Origin of the sequence: Liberibacter crescens BT-1, from assembly GCF_000325745.1 — a bacterium.
In the GTDB taxonomy this organism is placed as follows: domain Bacteria; phylum Pseudomonadota; class Alphaproteobacteria; order Rhizobiales; family Rhizobiaceae; genus Liberibacter; species Liberibacter crescens.
The window spans coordinates 897,848-917,528 of the sequence record NC_019907.1; the positions used below are offsets into that span (position 1 = coordinate 897,848).

Genomic DNA, 19,681 nt, shown 5'->3' on the forward strand with positions numbered 1-19,681 from the left:
TTTTATTTATAATCAGATAATCTATATTATTCTTCTCTCATGTCAGAAAAAATGAAATCAAAGCCGAGGACAAACATCTGATTACGAATAAAACCTTCAAACTTCTGTTTCCAGTAAAATTATGAACCGTCCTGAGAAAAATCTTTGCAAAGAAGAAAAAAAACGCTCATGCCGAGAATATGAATGAAATTCGTTCTATTGCAGCAAAACACCGCAAAAATGCAGCTTTTAAAAAGCGTCAGGATACTCAATCAAAAGAAACATCCGTACAAAGTCTGATGGATCCAATGCTACGGGTCGCTTCTGGTCTTAATCCTGTAGCAGGAATGAATACTTCTTTGGAAGAAACATCCCGACTTGATCTCAAGACTGAAATGACGGCGACCGTAAAAGCGCTTTCTGCTCTGATCGAGTCAGATAACCCTCTTTTAAAGAATGGCATATTATGGGTTCCCCATCGACCTCATCGTCAAGGACAAAAATCAGAAGGCGGGATTCCACTGCGTATGCATACCCATTACAAACCTTCAGGAGATCAGCCAACAGCCATTGAAAGTCTTGTAAAGGGTATCGCTTCAGAAAAACGGGATCAACTCCTTTTGGGCGTAACGGGTTCAGGAAAAACATTCACGATGGCTAAAGTGATTGAAGAAACACAACGTCCAGCTGTTATTATGGCTCCCAATAAAATTCTAGCTGCCCAGCTTTATTCAGAATTTAAAAACTTTTTTCCGAATAATGCTGTAGAATATTTTGTATCCTACTATGACTATTACCAACCAGAAGCTTATGTTCCTCGTACAGACACTTATATTGCAAAAGAATCCTCCATTAACGAACAGATTGATCGCATGCGACATTCTGCAACACGTTCTCTCCTTGAACGGGATGACTGTATTGTTATTGCTTCCGTTTCCTGCATATACGGCATAGGTTCTGTTGAAGCATATACTGCAATGACCCTGCATATAAAAGTTGGAGATTTACTGGAGCAAGGTCAGCTTCTTTCTGATCTTGTAGCGCAACAATATAAACGTCAGGAGATGCATTTTTCCAGAGGTTCTTTCCGGGTGCGTGGCGATACCATTGAGATATTCCCTTCGCATCTCGAAAATGCTGCATGGAGAATAAGCATGTTTGGCGATGAGATTGAAGAACTGATGGAATTTGATCCACTGACAGGGAAAAAAACAAGAGATCTGCAATCCATTAAAATATATGCCAACTCTCATCATATTACTCCAAAACCCACTCTTCATGAAGCAATGAAACATATTAAAGAAGAGCTCAAACACCGCATCAATGAACTCGAACAGGCAGGACGGCTTCTGGAAGCACAACGTCTTGAACAACGTATCTCCTATGACCTGGAGATGCTGGAAACAACAGGCTCCTGTCAAGGCATTGAAAATTATTCGCGTTATTTTACGGGTCGTCATCCTGGTGAACCTCCACCAACTCTTTTCGAATATATTCCTGAAAATGCATTGTTATTTGTTGATGAAAGTCATGTCACAATCCCGCAAATTAATGGTATGTATCGAGGTGACTTTAGACGTAAAGCAACTTTAGCTGAATATGGCTTCCGTCTCCCTTCCTGTATTGATAACCGTCCCTTACGATTTGAAGAGTGGAATGCAATGCGTCCAACAACTATAACGGTATCAGCCACACCTGGTCAATGGGAATTGAATCAATGTCAGCATCGCTTTATTGAACAAGTTATTCGTCCAACAGGTCTTGTTGACCCTCCAGTGGAAATAAGACCTGCCCGAAATCAGGTCGATGATATTCTTTATGAAACACAGAAAACAACAGCAAAAGGCTATCGCAGTCTTTTGACCGTATTAACCAAACGTATGGCAGAAGATCTTACCGAGTATTTGCATGAACGGAATATCAAGGTACGATATATGCATTCTGAAATTAATACTTTAGAGCGTATTGAGATTATCCGTGATCTTCGTCTTGGTACATTTGATGTACTGGTCGGTATTAATCTTTTACGAGAAGGCCTTGATATCCCTGAATGTGGTCTTGTTGGCATCCTTGATGCAGATAAAGAAGGATTTTTACGTTCAGAAACGTCTTTAATTCAAACAATCGGCCGTGCTGCCCGTAATATCGAGAGTCATGTCATTCTTTATGCCGACAAGGTAACACGATCTATTCAACGTGCCGTCAATGAAACCATGAGACGTCGTGAAAAACAGATATCCTATAATCAACAACAGAATATACAACCAGAGTCAGTAAAAGCAAAAATTTCGGATATACTGGAATCGCTGTACAAAAATGATGATCCGGTTTTTGGTAATGCAAAGAAGTACGAGGTTGGCTTTTCAGAAGAAACGAAACCTGTGATAAAAGATATAAAAAATCATTTAAAAAAATTGAGGAAACAAATGCAAGAAGCATCGAGCAATCTTAATTTTGAAGAAGCGGCCCGAATAAGGGATGAAATCAAAAAATTCAAAACCATTGAATAAAAAGAACCATCATACACCATGACGATATCCTCTGATGTTATTCACTGTCTGTATAACATGAAACACATAAGCAGGAGTAACAGATATGAATAATCTCATTCCGCATCATTTTAAAATGTTTATTGCCCAGCTTAATCCAACGGTTGGAGATATTGCAAGCAACCTTGCCAAGGCACGCGAGGCACGTCGATATGCAAAAAGTCATTCTTGTGATCTGATTATTTTTACAGAATTATTTATATCCGGTTACCCGGCAGAGGACCTGATCTTAAAACCAGCTTTTATCCAGGAAGCTCAAAAAGCAATTGATACATTAACAACTGATACAAATGACGGTGGTCCAGGAATTATCATTGGTTTTCCAAGACAAATAAAAAATAATCGGTTTAATTCTGTAGCAGTCCTTGATAATGGCAATGTCATCGCTATACACGACAAAACCGATTTGCCAAACCATAATGAATTCGATGAAAAACGTCTTTTTACACCTGGGACAACATCCCATCCTATTCTTTTCAGAGGAATTAAGCTGGGCGTTCTCATTTGTGAGGAAATCTGGAATAACCTGAACATTTGCAAGATGCTGGCGCAACAAGGAGCAGAAATAATTATTTCTATTAATGCTTCTCCGTACCATCAAAACAAAATGAATATACGCCGTCAAATTCTCTTGAAGAACGTTATAAAGACAAGATTGCCTATCATATACATTAACCAGGTCTGTGGACAGGATGAACTTGTCTTTGATGGCGGTAGTTTCTGCCTTAACTCCAATCAGCAACTTGCTTTTCAAATGCCACAATTCAAAACACAAATTTTACCTGTTGAATGGAAAAAATCATCGCAAGGATGGTTTTGTCAAAAAAACCTGATCGCTGATCTTCCAATACAGGAAGAGGCCGACTATCATGCTTGTGTGCTTGGTCTGCGTGATTATGCTCATAAAAATGGTTTTGACAAAATTTTAATTGGTCTGTCAGGCGGGATTGATTCTGCTATTTGTGCTGCTATCGCTGTCGATGCCCTCGGAAAAGAGCGCGTACATGCTATCATGTTACCGTATCTCTATACACCTAAAGAAACTCTGCAAGATGCTGCTGACTGTGCAAAAGCTCTTGGTTGTCGATATGATGTTCTCCCTATTCAAGGAATTGTTGAAAGTTTTATTTCCTCACTTTCAGGCTTCTTTGGAGAACCAATCCATGGAGTAACCATCGAAAACCTTCAAAGTCGTGTGAGAGGTAGTCTCTTAATGGCAATTTCCAACAAATCTAATGCCCTATTGATCACTACAGGAAATAAATCAGAAGTTTCTGTCGGCTATAGTACACTTTACGGTGACATGAATGGTGGCTTCAATCCCATCAAAGATGTCTATAAAACTCACGTCTATGAATTAGCACGCTGGAGAAATTCTTATCAAATTCCTGATGGCCTGGGGCCAAGTCATGAAGTTATCCCTGATCGTATCCTTACAAAACACCCTTCTGCTGAGCTATATCCTGAACAGAAAGATCAGGATACTTTACCTCCCTATCCTATTCTTGATGAAATCATACAACTAATGGTAGAATATGAAATGTCTGTTAACAATATCGTTCAAAAAGGATATAATCCTGAAACTGTGCGCTATATAGAAAAATTGCTGTATACTTCAGAATATAAACGCCGCCAATCAGCCCTGGGCATCAAAATGACTCTTAAAAGCTTTGGACGTGATCGCCGTTATCCTATAAGCCATAAATTTCGGGAATTCAAAGATCACAACACTTAAAATGAATGTCCCTTTTATGAAAGACATTCATTTTTCTCATTGTTTCTCTTCTGAAATAGAGCGAAATTACTTTTTTAAATTCATTCTTCTCATGTCCTCTGCAAAAAAAACAGGACCTATAAACCTTACATGATTTTTTTCAGGATCATATGGACGGTCATATTTAACAGCAAGCTCTTTCTTTTGCTCTAGCTCTTTTTGTAAAGGATCAATATTGGGTTTACTTATAGTTGATGGCTCAAGAGAAGGCGCTATATCCTTCTTTGATATGATAATAACGCTACTATTATCATCAGAATCGATATCAGAAACATGTAAAAATGACTCTGAACTTCCTGGAAACAAACAAAGATTTTTCTTTTTAATTTGAGAAGTAAAATTTACTTGTTCTAAAAAACTTGATAGAAATGCATTCCTGTCAAATTTTTCTCCTATATTCTCATCATTGATCAAACTTTTTTGAAAATTACATAAAGCTGCAAAAGTAGAATGTGCAAATAAGAATGCACAACTTGAAAGTACAATAACCTTTATCATGAAAATGCCATAAAGCCTGTTTAATTTAGTTAAATTTGGTTTAAGGTATTGTCATAAACATAAGATATTAAAGATTTGATACAAAGTAATGTAAATTTTTATTTTTTATGTTATCATAAAAGTAAAGTTAACAATGCTCCTTTAAGTTGTTTCTGGGTTATTTCTATAAATTCTTTAATGATGAATAATAGTCTTCTTTTTCCAGACAACTGTTTTTAACTCGATTAAAAGCTTCTGCTACACCTACTGATGCCATATTCACAACTCCCCTTGATGTGACCGAAGGAGAGAGAATGTGTGCTGGAAGGGCTGAACCTAAAAGAATAGGCCCAACATGCAATCCATCTGTAATTGATTTTACAACTCCAAGTGTAATATTGGCTGCATCAAGGTTCGGAAAAATGAGAAGATTTGCTTCACCGAAAAGATGAGTAGAAGGCATTGCACGCTTGCGTAATATTTCAGAAAGAGCGCTCTCTCCATTCATTTCACCATCAATTTCAAGATCCGGACACATGCCCTTTATGATTTGTAACGCCTCATACATCTTTAATGAACTTTCTGTTTCCAGCGATCCAAAATTGGAATGAGATAAAAGAGCTGCACGCGGAACGATACCAAACGCCCGTATGGCTTCCGCAGCCATCACTGTGCTCTCTGCTATTTCTTCAGCAGAGGGATTAAAGGAAACATATGTATCAACAAAAAATAATGTACTGCGCTGTGAAATCAACAAACTGAGTGCTGAATAATTTTTAACATTATTACGGTATCCGATAATTTGTCTTACATCCTTTAAATGACACTCATAACGGCCTTCAAGACCGCATATCATGGCATCCGCCTCACCACGCTTGACAGTCAAGGCGCCTATGACTGTCATATTCGTACGAACAATGGTACGCGCTGCTTCTGGAATAACACCTTGTCGACCGACCAGAGACAGATATAAATCAACATATTCACGGAATCGTACATCTTTTTCCGGATTGGTAATATCAAAATCCTTCTCCGGTAATATTTTTAATCCATAACGCTTTAATCGTGTCTTAATAATATTAGGCCGACCGATAAGGATTGGCCTGGCAATATTTTCTTCCAGCAAAATTTGTGCAGCCCGTAAGACACGCTCATCCTCTCCCTCAGAAAAAACAACGCGTTTCGTTGGTGCACTCTTGGCAAGAGCAAAAATTGGTTTCATCACCAGTGCAGAACGAAAAGCGAAACGATTCAGTTGTTCATAATAAGCGTCAAAATTCTCGATAGGACGACTGGCAACCCCGGTCTCTGCTGCTGCTTTGGCAACTGCTGGAGCAATACGCAATAATAAATTTGGATCAAAAGGAGAAGGAATGATATAATTAGGACCAAAAACACGTGCTTCTCCTGAAGGACCCAGAAAAACCATATCACGGGCGAGGGAAGCAATAGCCCGTACAGCAGCCATTTTCATCTCTTCATTGATCATGGTGGCTCCACAATCCAAAGCTCCTCTAAAAATATACGGGAAACACAAGACATTATTCACCTGATTAGGAAAATCAGAACGCCCTGTACAGATAATAGCATCGGCTCGAATTTCCCGGGCAATGTCAGGCATAATTTCGGGAACAGGATTTGCCAAAGAAAAAATTAAAGGAGTTTTGGCCATAAGCCTGATGAGCTGAGGATCAAGAGCCCCTGCTACAGATAAACCAAGAAAGACATCAGCATCCTGGATTGTTTCAGAAACCTTTCGCTTATCCGTATCCTGAGCATAAGCTTCTTTCCATCGATCCATAAAAACCTGACGGCCCTTATAAACAATACCTTCAACATCATGCACCCAAATATTTTCACGTTTCGCTCCAAGGCTAATCAAAAGATTAAGACAAGCCAAGGCTGCAGCCCCTGCTCCTAAAGTAACGATTTTAATATCACTCAGCTTCTTTCCTGCAAGATCAAGCCCATTCAATACAGCAGCGGCAACAGTAATCGCCGTTCCATGTTGATCATCATGGAAAACAGGTATATTCATTTTTTCACTTAAGATGCGTTCAACCTCAAAACATTCAGGAGACTTGATATCTTCGAGGTTAATACCACCAAATGTTGGCTCAAGAGCAGAAATGGTAGAAACCATGCTGTCAATATCCTGGGCATTGATTTCTATGTCAAAAACATCAACATCTGCAAATTTCTTGAAAAGAACTGCCTTACCTTCCATAACGGGTTTAGCGGCCAACGGACCGATATTACCAAGACCAAGAACTGCAGAACCATTAGAAATAACAGCGACAAGATTAGAACGCGCGGTATACCGTGCTGCTTCCTCCGGATTTTTATGAATAGCAAGGCAAGGAGCAGCAACACCAGGGGAATAGGCCAGAGCAAGATCACGTTGATTACCAAGAGGCTTTGTTGCCTGAATTTCTAATTTCCCAGGACGTGGGTAACAATGATAAAACAATGCCTGCCTGGATAACTCATCATTATGATCCTGATGATTTTTTGATAGCTCTTTCTTCATAATTATTAACCCGATTATCTAAAACTCAAAAATATTCAGTAAACAACAACAATTTCAAGACTTATGATATAGCTGAATTTCTTCTTATACCTGGAAAATTTTTCTTTTAAATCAAATTAAACTAATCTTTACCCTTCCGAATATAAAAATTCCAATAATTCTTGTTCATACGACAAGACTTATATATATAACAATTAATAATTAAAAGAATTATCTTACTAAAAAAGAAATTTAAAGACCGGTGATATTAGAAAATTCTGATTTTGCTAGCATTATTCCAACCCATTTTGCTGAAAATGGGCAGGTCATTCTATGTGTTGGAAACTGGAAAGGGACAAAAACTCTAAACGTTGTTCAACAACTCAAGAAACTTTTAAATGACCCTTACCCTATTGTGATGAATTTATCAAAGATTCAGCAAATAGATACTATAGGGATAGGATTAATTATCTGGTTAGTTCGTCATCGAAAAGGAAAAGTACATCTTGAAGGAGCAAGTTCATATATTCAGGAAATGATGTCTGTTATTCCACGTGACTTGATGAAACCCATGGATAAACAATCAAAAACACAAGATAAAGTCCCCCTGCTTGAAACAATATTTGCTCCTGTTGGCAAAATCATTGTCGAGAAAATTCTGGATTTTATTTTTGCAATATATATTTTTGGTTCCACCGTCAGTAATTCCTACAAGATCAGTTTCCATCATTATAAAAGAGGCATCCCTCTCTCTTCCATTATCAATCATATTGATCTTATGGGTGTGCGTGGAATTCCTGTAATTTTTCTTATGTCTTTTCTGACAGGAGCAATTATCGTCCAGCAAGGCGCATTCCAGCTTCGTAATTTTGGTGCAGAAATATTCGTTATTGATCTTATCAGCACATTACAACTGCGTGAAATCGGTGTTCTTCTTACGGCTATCATGGTTGCAGGACGTTCTGGAAGTTCTATTACAGCGGAAATTGGTTCCATGAAAATGCGAGAAGAAATTGATGCTCTTAAAGTTATGGGACTTGGTCCAATAAGACTTTTAATATCCCCAAGACTTGTTGCCCTGGCTATTTCTTTACCTCTCCTCACTATAATCGCTCACTTTTCTGCCATCCTTGGTGCATCAATTGTTGTCGAGCTTTATTCAGGAATTACCTTTTCCATATTTTTTTCACGACTTCATGCAATTGTAACAACATCAAGCATTATTGTCGGCCTCATCAAGGCACCATTTATGGCACTTGCTATTGGTATTATTGCAACATCAGAAGGCCTTAAGGTGGAAGGTAGCGCAGAATCCCTAGGAAAAAGGGTAACAATTGCGGTGGTTAAATCAATTTCTATCGTTATTATCATAGATGCTCTTTTTGCTTTTTTCTATTCTACAATTGGTGTTTAAATGGAACACACAACTCTTGAACAACATGTTCCCCTGAACAAAAAAGAATGTGTATTATCTGTCTCTAATATGACTGTTGTTCTGAATAAAAAAACAATATTTAAAAATCTTGATCTTCAGGTATACCGGGGTGAAATTATTGGCATCATAGGAGCTTCCGGAACAGGAAAATCTGTATTAATGCGTGCTATTCTACGTCTTATTCCCCGTATTTCAGGTAAAATTTTCATTTTTGGAAATGATTATGATTCCTTTACTGAGCAACAACAAATCGCCATGGACACGAAATTGGGCGTTCTTTTTCAACACGGCGCCCTGTTCTCATCATTGACTGTCATTGAAAATATTGCCTTTCCAATTCGTGAATACCTTAATCTACCCATAGAAGCCATTCATGAAATTGCCCGTCTTAAAATAGCAATGGTAGGACTTCCGCTTGAATCTGCAGACAGATATCCTTCTGAACTTTCAGGAGGCATGATTAAACGTGCAGCTCTGGCTCGTGCTCTGGCTCTCGATCCAGATCTTATTTTTCTTGATGAACCAACCTCTGGTCTTGATCCTATTAGTGCAGCCGAGTTTGATGAACTTATTTTGAAATTACGTGATACATTAGGATTAACGGTCTACATGATAACGCATGATCTTGACAGTTTATATACTATTTGTGATCGTATTGCTGTTATTAATAAAACCATTATTGCAGAAGGAGGCATTCAGGATATATTAAATGTTGATGAACCTTGGATACAAGCTTACTTTAATGGTAAGCGTGCAAGGATGATAATGAAAGATACGAAAAAAATTATGGAAACAAATGTTAATTATACCATTGTAGGCATATTCACAGTTTTTATACTAAGCCTGGGGTTTTTCTTTACATACTGGTTCTCCAGTCATGAGGAATCCAAAGGACCAACACACAACCTTATCATTCGTATTCCAGGTTCTACTAATGGCCTATCGGTTGGTTCTCCTGTACGTTTTAACGGTATTACTGTTGGTTCAGTAACCAGCCTTTCTCTTGATCAGGAATCGCCTGCATATTCAATTGCTACAACCCGTATACGCGCCAATGTTCCAATATATCCATCCACAAAAGCAGTTCTTGAAATTCAGGGACTTACAGGAACAGCGTATATAGAACTCTCCGGTGCCAAAAAAGAAAGTAAAACCATTTTTGCCTTAGCCGAAGAGACAAAAAAACCAGCGTCGATTACAGCATATCAATCAAGCGTAACCAACCTTCTGACAACTGCTGATGCAATTCTTGACAAAGCCAATACCTCTGTTTTCGGAATCCAAGAATTTGTAAAAGATGCTCGTCAGCCCTTGACAAAGACTGTTCATAATGTTGAAATTTTTTCAAAAGCCTTGGCAGATAATGCAGACAATATTGACCAGTTATTAAAGAGTGTTTCCAGTTTTTCCAATACTTTTAATGGCTTTTCAAAACGTGCAACCTCAACTTTAGAAGCGGTTGAAAATCTGGTACGTGCTGTTGATACCCAAAAGGTTGATTCTATCATTAATAATAGCAAAACAATCAGCATCAATCTTGCTCAAGCCTCCAGTAATCTAGATAAAACAATAAGCGTATTCCAGGAAACAACACGTTCTTTTCAAAAGCTTGGAGAAAAAGCACTGTCTTCTGTTGAACATTTTGATTCTTTAATAACAACAATAGATAAAAATAAAATCAGTTCTTCTGTTGATAATATAACAGTAGCAATCGCCAATGCACGTGAAAGTTCTGCTTCTATAAAAAGCATAACAGAGCAGCTTTCTCAAAAACAGAACGAAATGACTCAAACAATCCATAATTTCAATGAAATGTCTCAGCATTTTAACAGCGCTTCTGTTCAATTGGAAAGTGTCATTGAAAAAGCCAATAAATGGACAAATTCAGAAGAAGGAGGATCGCTCATTGAAGATGCTCGTCAAACTCTGAAATCATTCAAAACAACATCTGATAATTTGAATAGGCAAATTGCCCCTCTTATGAATAATATGAATCATTTTTCAAATATTGGTTTCAGGGATCTACAAACCCTGATTAACGACATACGCAGGACAACAAATAATTTTAATGATGCAATAACTAACCTTGATAATAATCCTCAAAGATTATTATTCGGAGGTAATACTATAAAAGAATACCAAATTAGAAAAAGATACTAAGAATGAAAAAATATAGTAGTGTTCTAGTAACCCTTACAGCATTATTGCTCTCTGGCTGTTTTGGAAGTTCTATAAAAAATACCTTTGATCTTTCAGGAGATATTAAAGATGTTAATCATCTGAAAGCCTCTCAAAATATATTACCCCGTAATAATCAACAAATTCTCATTCCTGAACCAACAGCCTTAAAGCTTTTGGATAGTGAAAATATTGTCGTTCGCTCTTCAGATTCTGAAGTTCAATTTTTAAAAAATTCACAATGGAGTGATAGATTACCCAGGATGGTACAATCAAAACTTATTGAAAGTTTTGAAAATAGTCAAAAATTAGGTGCTGTTGGCAAGCCTGGTCAAGGATTGGCAATTGATTATCAGGTTATCTCTGTAATTCGGGCTTTTGAAATCAATGTTCAATTAAAACGTGTAATTATTGAAATATCCATAAAACTCATTAATGATCATAATGGACTTGTAAAGTCACAACATATTTTCCATGTTGAAAGCCCTTTAGAAGGAAACAGCAACAATGCTTTTGTAAATTCCCTTAATAAGAGCTTTACAAAAATTTCCTCAGAAATTGTGAACTGGACCTTGTTAGCTTTATCGCAATAAGTGTAACTATATTCATAAAAAATTCTTATTGTTGTAGAAAAAACTTCAAAAGTTATCAATTAATATTTATCGATTTTGAGATATACTTCATAAGAATTTAAAATAAAATTTATAACTGCTCTAACTTTTTCATCATATAACAGATTGTACTCTTATAAGACGCGTGTTTAGATAAAAATGATCCCTTTTTCTACAAAATTTTAATCAGGAAACCTAAAAATGAGAGATATTTATGAAAGTATTCTTAAAGGTATATCAGAAACACTCAAATCGAATATATCTTATGAACTAGAGGAGTTATTGAGTAAAGATCTAAAAAATAAATCCATAGCCAGTAATGTGCTTAAAAAGAAAATAGGACCATTTAGTCCTGAAAATGGTATAACACAATACGTTCCTCAATTATTTGGAATTCCTGTTCCGATGGAAAATATAAATGATCCTATTGATACAATCAATCGTGATCCTCTCTATATTTATCCACAACATTATAAATGTCCCAACATAGCAATGCCTCTAAAACAAAAAAAATTTCCTGAAGAGTACAACATCCACTTGAAAGAAAAACATTCTATCTATGCGAGAGAATATGCCATGGCTCTCATTTATGCTATGGATATTGAAATTATGAATGTTTTTTTTAGCGAGAACGATGAAAATAATAAAGCTTTACCTGAAAGTCAGATAGTAGAAATCAATGAAGGCAATAATTACGGTCTTACAAAAGAAAAATTAAAAAAGCATTTATAATATTACAGGAATCTTCTTATTTATTTGAGACTATTTATATAGCAATGACATCCGAAGATCTCGATTATATTCATAAAGATGAACAAATCATGCAATATATCTCTTCCAACTTCACGATCATTAAATCAGAACTTATTCCTGGAGCTACAAGAGCAAGCAGCACGACTATAACCCCCAAACAAGGAGTAAAACGATATATTCCTTTTTGGACAAATAACAGCCTCTTTTTAGCAATCTGGGATAAAAGTGTTAAAATATATCAAAATAATAAAAACTTACTGACTGCTACAAATGTTATAGGAACATTCGGTTGCTGCCGGATAGAAAATAGTTTGTGTGGATATATTGAAGTAGGATGATAATCTATACCGCCTTAAAGAAATGTTTGAGATCAAAACCTCAACGATATGGTAAAAAGAAAAATCCTTTTTCTTTTTCTTAATATAAAAAATACCAAATAAATTTAAGGTATCAAAAAGAGACGATGATTCAAGGCTGATGATTAAATCTATAAGCAATAATCTTGAAACAACAACTCTTAACTATTACATCATGTCTTAATCAAGCAGGGAAGGATTATAAAGAAAATATATATATTATTTACTTTATTTAAAGAAAAGATTTGACTCTTTGTTCAAAGATCAGATTACTAACTTTTGTATAATTATTGGAGGATTACATTATGAAGATGCATTTAATAAAAAATGTAATATTATTTACTTTATTGACAGGAATGATGTCATTTAACAGTTTAGCATTTGCTCAGGACAAGCCTGAGGAACCTAAAAAACCTCAAGTAAATAATGATCATAATGATCATGATCATCATCACAAAAAGAAACTTAATAAAAAAGATGATAAAGAATTTCAAGTAGATAAGAAAGAAAATGATAAGGATCATCCTGCCAATAAGGGTCATCACCATCACCATAAAAAGAAGGTGACATCTAAAAAGGATCCTAATAAAAAGGAGCCTAATAAAAAGGTAGATAATCCTCAACCAGAAAGTAGCGATGAGGATATTACAAGTGATTAATCAGGTAATTTCTGATTAACACTAGAAATTTCATGATATATTAAAGAGCTGGTTATATGATCAGCTCTTTCTATTTTACCAAAATCATTTTTATGGCTTCAAGCAATAAATTCAACTTCAAATAAATTTATGATCTCATCATCATTTGCCATAACTCGCTTTACAACACCCTTGAAGTGTACCTGAACGAATATTATAATAATACATATATAACATAAACGTTATAATTCTTTCCAAATCTTTTACAGCATTACATCTTTACTCATCTTAAGGAAGCACATTCAATGAAGCTCTATTTTACTCCTGGTTCATGCTCACTTGCCCCTCATATTGCATTACAGGAATCTGGTATCCATCATACTATTACTAAAGTCGATCTTAGCACGCATAAACTTGAAGACAACACAGACTATTACACTATTAATTCCAGAGGCTCTGTTCCCCTTCTCGTCCTCGACAACGGTGAACAGATTACCGAGACTGCTGTCATCCTTCAGTATATCGCCGACCAGGCGCCTGAAAAGAAGCTCGCACCTGCTCATGGTACGTTAGCACGTGTACGTCTTCAAGAAACATTAAATTTTATTGCAACAAAACTCCACAAGGGTACTGGTTTATTTTTCAATCCAAAAGTTGATGAATCAACAAAACTATTGTTCCGACAAAGGCTACGCAACTTTCATGAAATGATGAATAAAAAGATCTCGGAGACTGGTTGGCTTATTGGTCATCAATTCACTGTGGCAGATGCCTATCTTTATGTCGTTATGAGATGGGCCATCAAGCTTGATCTGGATATAAGCGGCCTTGATTCCATTGCAGACTTTATGAAGCGTATGAAAGAAAGACCCATGGATGAAGCGTATGAAAGAAAGACCCATGGTTGCAGCTGCACTTAAAGCAGAAGGAATAGAGTAAATATTATAACGTAATTTTCCTATGCATGGACAGGGCCGCGTTAATTCCTATTGATAAAATATCTGAATTTGAAAGATAAACATGATAAGAATTGTCTCGGCAATCCCATGCATGGGTAAAACAATACCTGCACAAAATGATGGGATACGCATTTTAATCCATGTGAGCTAACTGTACATGACTGTCTGTTAAAAATTCTTCTGGAATAAAAAAATCTGGTTTTTTACCAAGAACAAAAGATAATGCAACATGTGCCAAATGATGTGATATTCCTAATCCAATTTTAAATCCACCGGATAACATAATAATCCTTGAATATCCTGGTAAAGGCCCTACCATAGGTTCACGGCCTATTGCTCTAGGACGCAAACCAACCCAGCGTTCTATCACAGAAGCCGAGACAAGCTCAGGAACAAGAATACGACTCCTTTCAATAAGATGATCAAGACGTTCATTAGTAGAAAAAGGATCTTCGAAACATTCTTCATGTGTGGAACCAACAGCGACATATCCATCTTTATGGGTCACAACATAAAGACCTTCCTGAAAAATAACCGGTAAATTCAGAATACGATTGGTTTTAAGAAGAGCGGCCTGTCCTTTTACAGGGTAGCCAAGCGCTTTTTTTAATAAAGGGAATAAAGTCCTTACTATATCAAAAGATGCAAATCCAGCTGCAATGATCACATGACCAAAATCAATCCTTTTACCACTGGTCAACAATACTGACCCTTCCTTATCAAGACATTCAACTCCTTCTTCTTCTATAATTGTTACTTTTCCTGTCGACTTTATCGCCGCCAAGAGTAAAGAACAAAACTTCCGCGGAGAAAATTTAGCGGTTAATGTATCAAAGATAAAACCATAATCAGCAGAAGTTGATGAAGAAAGGTCTGGAAAAGGAGATTCATTTAAAAGTTGCCATTCAAAGTATCTTTTTCCAAGTTTCCAATAGCGCTGAGCATTAAAACTATATTTCCTGGCTACGGTTCGCAAATAGGGCTGAGAGAGAGGAATCAAGCGCCCACAGCGATGATACTCCGCTGAAAGACCTGTTTCAGCTTCTATTTTGATAATTTCAGACTCCAAACTGACAAGTGCTTCAAATTGAAATTGTTTTTTGGGTTCCCAACGATTTAAAGAATAAGGCATCAATACGCCAACGACCCCGCCACTGGCTCCTGAAGCAATACGCCCAGAATCTACAAGAACAACAGAAATGCCTTCTCTTGCTGCTAAAAGAGAAGACCAAAGCCCCATAACACCTCCACCAACCAACAAAAGATCTGCTGAATATTGATGATCCGATATATTCATTATTCTAAAGATAACGACTTTGTTTCAGTATCAATGGATAAAACAGCAAGAGCAGCACAGAAAAGAAGTACCGCTAAAAACCCAATAGCCCATTTTGCGTATCCGCTAAAAGCAAATGATAACAAGAAAGGAGCTAAAAGGCCTCCAAGCCGAGCCATAGCACCTGATGCCCCCATAGCTGTACCCCTTAGCGTTGTAGGAAAAAGCTCAGGTGTAAAAGCATAAAGCGCTGCCCATGTTCCTAACAAGAAAAAATTGATCATTAACAGAGATATCGCTAAAACAATATCTGTATTAGAAAAAGAAAATCCTATTGTTCCTATTGCCGAAAACAAACAAAAAGCAAACAAAGTAGGCTTGCGTCCCCATTTATCGACTCCATATGCTGCAATAGCATATCCTGGAATTTGGAATAGAACACTTAAAAGGAGAAAATGATATCCCCGTAAAAAACCAATCATATGTTGTGTCGATATCTGAACAGGAAGCCATATAAAAACTCCATAATAAGAGAGAGAAACAAGAAACCAAATAGACATGACAGGAATAGAACGCGATAACATTTCAAAAGAAAAAAGTTTTTGTGAACTGACAGTTTTCTTCATGTCAATACGTGTTCCTGGAGGAAGCAATTTTCTCCCATTTTTCATGGTTATCAGATCAATTACTTTTCTTGCTTCATGAACACGTCCTTTACGCATTAAATAAAAAGGAGATTCAGGAAGCCAAAACCGTAAAGCAATCCCTATAAGAGACGGGAAAGTTATAAAGAAAAAAATATACCTCCAGGAGTTGTCAACCTTAAAAAGGCTTATCATCCAAACAATAGAAGCAAGCACAAATGTTCCAATAGCCCAAAAACCTTCCAGTAAAACAAGATATTTTCCACGATTTTTGGTCGGCAAAAATTCAGCCATCATAATATAATCAACAGGCAGAGTGCCTCCTACAAACATTCCTGTTAAAAATCTTTAAAAAAAGAAGCTCATAAAATGTTGACGAAAATGATGAAATCATTCCAAAAACAGCATCTAAAAGAACAACAACAACCATCAAGCGTCGACGTCCATATTGATCAGCAAGACGTCCAAACAATGTAGCACCAAGAATCATTCCTAAAAAAAAGACAGTGCCCACGTTTAATGCTTGAGGAACAGTGATATTAAAAGTTTTTGATATAGGAGCTGCTACAAAACCAATAGCCAAAATTTGCATGGCATCGACAGCCCATACAAGACCGAATATCGCAATCAACCGACGTTGAAACGCTCCAACACCAGCATGAGATAAAGCATCATCAATCAGCATAGAACTCATAATTTACCTCCAGAAATAAAAGATAAAATACCCCACATCACTTATAAATCAATTTTTCTCCAACGAACAACTCCTTTCAGTCGCTCGGAAACATTTTCTACCAAAGGATAAAACATGAGCTTCCTTGGATTAACAGGACCAGGTAATTCAAGGGTCTTCTCCTTAATTTGTTGAAACCCAATCTGTTTATAATAAGCCGGATCACCAATCAACAAAACTACTTCTGATCCATTTTCTTTAGAAGAATCAACGGCAAGTTGCACAAGTTTGCGGCCAATCCCTTGTTTTGCATAGGAAGATCGTACCGCTAAAGGACCGAGCATATATCCTTTAACATCACTAATAATAATTGGTGTCATGCGCACTGAAGCAACTATTGCTTGATCATGCTCACAAACAAAAGAGACCTGTCGGTCATGCTCTCCTTGCTCCCGCAAACGCATAGCAGTACGTGCAAAACGCCCAGGACCAAAGGCTTCTTCGTTAATCATTAAAATAACAGAATCATAACAAGGAGACTCAGAAAAGAAGTTTAGGAATTTCTTCATAAAATTTAAAAGACCTGTGTATCAAAAAACAATTAAAAGAGTAAGAACCACTCCAGGATGACTCGTAAAACACTCTCTTCCCGTTTTTACATTTAAACATTCAATCAGTTTTCTTCTTCATAGGAAGTATTAAAATAACCAATCATGGCTTTAATCTCAAGAAAACTTTCCAGACCCCAATCAGCACATTCTCGACCATTACCTGATTGTTTATAACCTCCAAAAGGTGCATAGAGATCCCAATCTGGATTATTAATATAAACAGATCCTGCACGAAGCCTTTTTGCAACCTGGCGAGCATGAACAATATCTTCTGATTGTACATAGGCTGCCAATCCATAAAGACTATCATGTGCTATATCAATCGCATGATCTTCATTTTTATACGGAATAATGGAGAGCACAGGACCAAAGATTTCTTCACGTGCAATTGCCATATCACAGGAGACATTTCCAAATATAGTCGGCTGAACATAATAACCACGTTCCAGGCCCTTCGGTCTACCCACCCCCCCAATAGCCAAACAAGCGCCTTCATCGATACCACTCTTGATAAAAGACTGTACCTTTTCAAATTGCATATGATTCGCTACAGGGCCTAAAACAGTACCTTGTTTATAAGGATTCCCTACCTTAAAACGAGATGCTTCTGCTACAGCAATTTCAACGGCTTCACCGTGATGACCTTCTAATACCAACATCCGTGTTGGTGCATCGCAAGATTGCCCTGAATTAGAAAAACAGCTCTGAATACATTGACCTACAGACCTTTTAAAATCTGCATCTGGTAAAATAATATAGGAAGACTTGCCCCCAAGCTCTTGTACAACACGCTTGACTGTATCAGAAGCTGCCCTTGCAACCTCAACACCTGCTCTTCTTGAGCCTGTGAATGATACCATATCTACCTCGGGATGTTGAGCCATCACCTGTCCGACAACAGATCCTGAACCATTGACAAGATTAAACACACCTTTTGGTGTCCCTGCTTCTTCCATAATTTCAGCAAAAACAAGAGCACTCAACGGAGAAAATTCTGAAGGTTTAAGAACCATGGAACAACCGGCTGCCAAAGCAGGAATAACCTTGCAGACGATTTGATTGAGTGGCCAATTCCATGGAGTAATTAAAGCACATACCCCAATGGGTTCTTTCATCACCATTGTCTTGCCACGTCTTTCAAAGAATTGAAAATTCTCCAGAACAGCAATCATCGTTTCCAAATGCCTTCTTCCTGCATCAACTTGTGATTCCCTCGAAAAATATAAAGGCGCTCCCATTTCTTGACTAACCGCCTGAGCCAAATCTTCTGAACGTTGTTCATAAATGACAAGAATACGTTTTATTAATTCCAATCGATCGTTAACGGATGTATTGGAAAAAATCGGGAATGCTTTTCTGGCAGAACTGATCGCATAATCGATATCTTCTTTGTTCCCCATTGCAATTTCTAAAAAAATATCTTCTGTTGATGGATCAGTCACTGCTAATCGCTGGAATGTCGAAGGCATACGCCAGGCGCCATCAATAAAAAACTGAAGATTATGATACTGTCTCACCATCAATCATTATTTCCTTTATTCATCAGATTGATAAGCTCCATGAGCCGTGACAGGTCCTATATACCAATCAATAGGAACGCGATCATGAGCCTGAAGATATTCATTGGCTTTAGAAAAATGGCGGCATCCAAAAAAACCATTATGAGCAGATAAAGGAGACGGATGTGCAGCCTTGAGAACATAATGCCGACGTTTATCCAGAAATTCTCCTTTCTTCTGAGCATAAGAACCCCATAACATAAAAACAACATGCTCACATTGATTATTGATTATACGGATAACAGCATCTGTAAAACGCTCCCATCCTTTTCCTTGATGAGAAGCAGCACGTCCTTCCTCAACAGTAAGAACACTGTTTAATAAAAGAACACCTTGCCTGGCCCAAGACTCTAAAAATCCGTGCAAAGGAGGTATAATTTGTAAATCTTCTTTAAGTTCTTTGTAAATATTGATAAGGGAAGGAGGAAGACGGATCCCTGGAAGAACACTAAAACAGAGACCATGAGCCTGACCATAAGCATGATATGGATCTTGTCCAAGAATAACGACAGAAATCCTTGATAAAGGAGTAAGATCCAAAGCACGAAAATACTCTGATCCTTTTGGAAAAATTCTCTTTCCTTTTTTCTTTTCAGAAAGAAGAAAATCTTTAAGATCTTGCATGTAACTGCTACAAAACTCATCTAAAAGTGGTAACTTCCAGCTCTCATGCAGTATAATGTCATTCATAGATATACAA

At 37.1% G+C, this 19,681-nt stretch carries 15 protein-coding genes and 2 pseudogenes; 10 read left to right on the forward strand and 7 right to left on the reverse strand.

Translation table 11 applies throughout. The features are described 5' to 3' along the window. The first annotated feature begins 179 nt into the window (after positions 1–179). A complete protein-coding gene (uvrB, locus tag B488_RS03945) occupies positions 180–2,489 on the forward strand; it encodes an excinuclease ABC subunit UvrB (RefSeq protein ID WP_015273244.1) in 2,310 nt (769 codons plus the stop codon). Between the two features lie 85 nt (positions 2,490–2,574). Then, positions 2,575–4,263: an NAD+ synthase gene (locus tag B488_RS03950; protein ID WP_015273245.1), complete on the forward strand. Its 1,689-nt coding sequence runs from the start codon at positions 2,575–2,577 to the stop codon at positions 4,261–4,263. Between the two features lie 66 nt (positions 4,264–4,329). On the opposite strand, the gene B488_RS03955 is transcribed toward B488_RS03950, so the two are convergent. Both B488_RS03955 and B488_RS03960 read right to left on the reverse strand, forming a co-directional pair. Beyond that, complete coding sequence (locus B488_RS03955) at positions 4,330–4,800, reverse strand: hypothetical protein (protein ID WP_015273246.1); 471 nt, start codon at positions 4,798–4,800, stop codon at positions 4,330–4,332. A 163-nt stretch (positions 4,801–4,963) separates the two neighbouring features. Further along, a complete protein-coding gene (locus B488_RS03960; RefSeq protein WP_015273247.1) occupies positions 4,964–7,309 on the reverse strand; it encodes an NADP-dependent malic enzyme in 2,346 nt (781 codons plus the stop codon). A gap of 241 nt (positions 7,310–7,550) precedes the next feature. Here B488_RS03960 and B488_RS03965 point away from each other — a divergent pair, with 241 nt between their 5' ends. The 8 genes and pseudogenes from B488_RS03965 (at position 7,551) to gstA (ending at position 14,179) form a co-directional block, all read left to right on the forward strand. After that, positions 7,551–8,702, forward strand: a complete 1,152-nt coding sequence (locus B488_RS03965) for an ABC transporter permease (protein WP_015273248.1) — start codon at positions 7,551–7,553, stop codon at positions 8,700–8,702. After that, positions 8,703–9,497, forward strand: a pseudogene (locus tag B488_RS07335) (ABC transporter ATP-binding protein); the annotation flags it as partial. It abuts the gene before it with no gap. Between the two features lie 12 nt (positions 9,498–9,509). After that, positions 9,510–10,883 (forward strand): MlaD family protein, encoded by a 1,374-nt coding sequence (locus B488_RS07340; protein WP_041771108.1) that lies wholly within the window; start codon positions 9,510–9,512, stop codon positions 10,881–10,883. Positions 10,884–10,885: 2 nt separating this feature from the next. Beyond that, positions 10,886–11,494 carry an ABC-type transport auxiliary lipoprotein family protein gene (locus tag B488_RS03975; RefSeq protein WP_015273250.1) on the forward strand — a complete coding sequence of 203 codons (609 nt, stop codon included), beginning with the start codon at positions 10,886–10,888 and terminating at the stop codon, positions 11,492–11,494. 219 nt (positions 11,495–11,713) lie between these two features. After that, a complete protein-coding gene (locus tag B488_RS03980) occupies positions 11,714–12,244 on the forward strand; it encodes a hypothetical protein (protein WP_015273251.1) in 531 nt (176 codons plus the stop codon). A gap of 44 nt (positions 12,245–12,288) precedes the next feature. Beyond that, a complete protein-coding gene (locus B488_RS03985) occupies positions 12,289–12,603 on the forward strand; it encodes a hypothetical protein (RefSeq protein WP_041770711.1) in 315 nt (104 codons plus the stop codon). Positions 12,604–12,926: 323 nt separating this feature from the next. Continuing rightward, complete coding sequence (locus B488_RS03990) at positions 12,927–13,280, forward strand: hypothetical protein (RefSeq protein ID WP_015273253.1); 354 nt, start codon at positions 12,927–12,929, stop codon at positions 13,278–13,280. A 284-nt stretch (positions 13,281–13,564) separates the two neighbouring features. After that, positions 13,565–14,179 (forward strand): glutathione transferase GstA, encoded by a 615-nt coding sequence (gstA, locus tag B488_RS03995; protein ID WP_015273254.1) that lies wholly within the window; start codon positions 13,565–13,567, stop codon positions 14,177–14,179. A gap of 172 nt (positions 14,180–14,351) precedes the next feature. Here gstA and B488_RS04000 read toward each other — a convergent pair whose 3' ends face one another. The 5 genes and pseudogenes from B488_RS04000 to ung all read right to left on the reverse strand — a co-directional run bounded on the left by B488_RS04000 (position 14,352) and on the right by ung (position 19,677). Then, a complete protein-coding gene (locus B488_RS04000; RefSeq protein ID WP_015273255.1) occupies positions 14,352–15,515 on the reverse strand; it encodes an NAD(P)/FAD-dependent oxidoreductase in 1,164 nt (387 codons plus the stop codon). After that, positions 15,515–16,832: pseudogene (locus B488_RS04005) on the reverse strand (MFS transporter). Before B488_RS04005 ends, B488_RS04000 begins: the two are co-directional and overlap by 1 nt. 41 nt (positions 16,833–16,873) lie before the next feature. Then, on the reverse strand, positions 16,874–17,380 hold the full coding sequence (locus tag B488_RS04010) for a GNAT family N-acetyltransferase (protein ID WP_015273257.1): 507 nt from the start codon (positions 17,378–17,380) through the stop codon (positions 16,874–16,876). 104 nt (positions 17,381–17,484) lie between these two features. After that, positions 17,485–18,942 (reverse strand): aldehyde dehydrogenase family protein, encoded by a 1,458-nt coding sequence (locus B488_RS04015; RefSeq protein WP_015273258.1) that lies wholly within the window; start codon positions 18,940–18,942, stop codon positions 17,485–17,487. A 15-nt stretch (positions 18,943–18,957) separates the two neighbouring features. Beyond that, positions 18,958–19,677: a uracil-DNA glycosylase gene (gene ung / locus B488_RS04020; RefSeq protein WP_041771110.1), complete on the reverse strand. Its 720-nt coding sequence runs from the start codon at positions 19,675–19,677 to the stop codon at positions 18,958–18,960. Positions 19,678–19,681 lie beyond the last annotated feature (4 nt).

Coding starts and splice junctions, on each gene's coding strand:
- B488_RS04015 (WP_015273258.1), bottom strand. CDS start 18,942: ATGGTGAGACAGTATCATAATCTTCAGTTTTTTATTGATGGCGCCTGG.
- B488_RS04000 (WP_015273255.1), bottom strand. CDS start 15,515: ATGAATATATCGGATCATCAATATTCAGCAGATCTTTTGTTGGTTGGT.
- B488_RS03955 (WP_015273246.1), bottom strand. CDS start 4,800: ATGATAAAGGTTATTGTACTTTCAAGTTGTGCATTCTTATTTGCACAT.
- B488_RS03975 (WP_015273250.1), top strand. CDS start 10,886: ATGAAAAAATATAGTAGTGTTCTAGTAACCCTTACAGCATTATTGCTC.
- B488_RS03950 (WP_015273245.1), top strand. CDS start 2,575: ATGAATAATCTCATTCCGCATCATTTTAAAATGTTTATTGCCCAGCTT.
- B488_RS03985 (WP_041770711.1), top strand. CDS start 12,289: ATGACATCCGAAGATCTCGATTATATTCATAAAGATGAACAAATCATG.
- B488_RS07340 (WP_041771108.1), top strand. CDS start 9,510: ATGGAAACAAATGTTAATTATACCATTGTAGGCATATTCACAGTTTTT.
- B488_RS03980 (WP_015273251.1), top strand. CDS start 11,714: ATGAGAGATATTTATGAAAGTATTCTTAAAGGTATATCAGAAACACTC.
- B488_RS03960 (WP_015273247.1), bottom strand. CDS start 7,309: ATGAAGAAAGAGCTATCAAAAAATCATCAGGATCATAATGATGAGTTA.
- gstA (WP_015273254.1), top strand. CDS start 13,565: ATGAAGCTCTATTTTACTCCTGGTTCATGCTCACTTGCCCCTCATATT.
- B488_RS03990 (WP_015273253.1), top strand. CDS start 12,927: ATGAAGATGCATTTAATAAAAAATGTAATATTATTTACTTTATTGACA.
- uvrB (WP_015273244.1), top strand. CDS start 180: ATGAATGAAATTCGTTCTATTGCAGCAAAACACCGCAAAAATGCAGCT.
- B488_RS04010 (WP_015273257.1), bottom strand. CDS start 17,380: ATGAAGAAATTCCTAAACTTCTTTTCTGAGTCTCCTTGTTATGATTCT.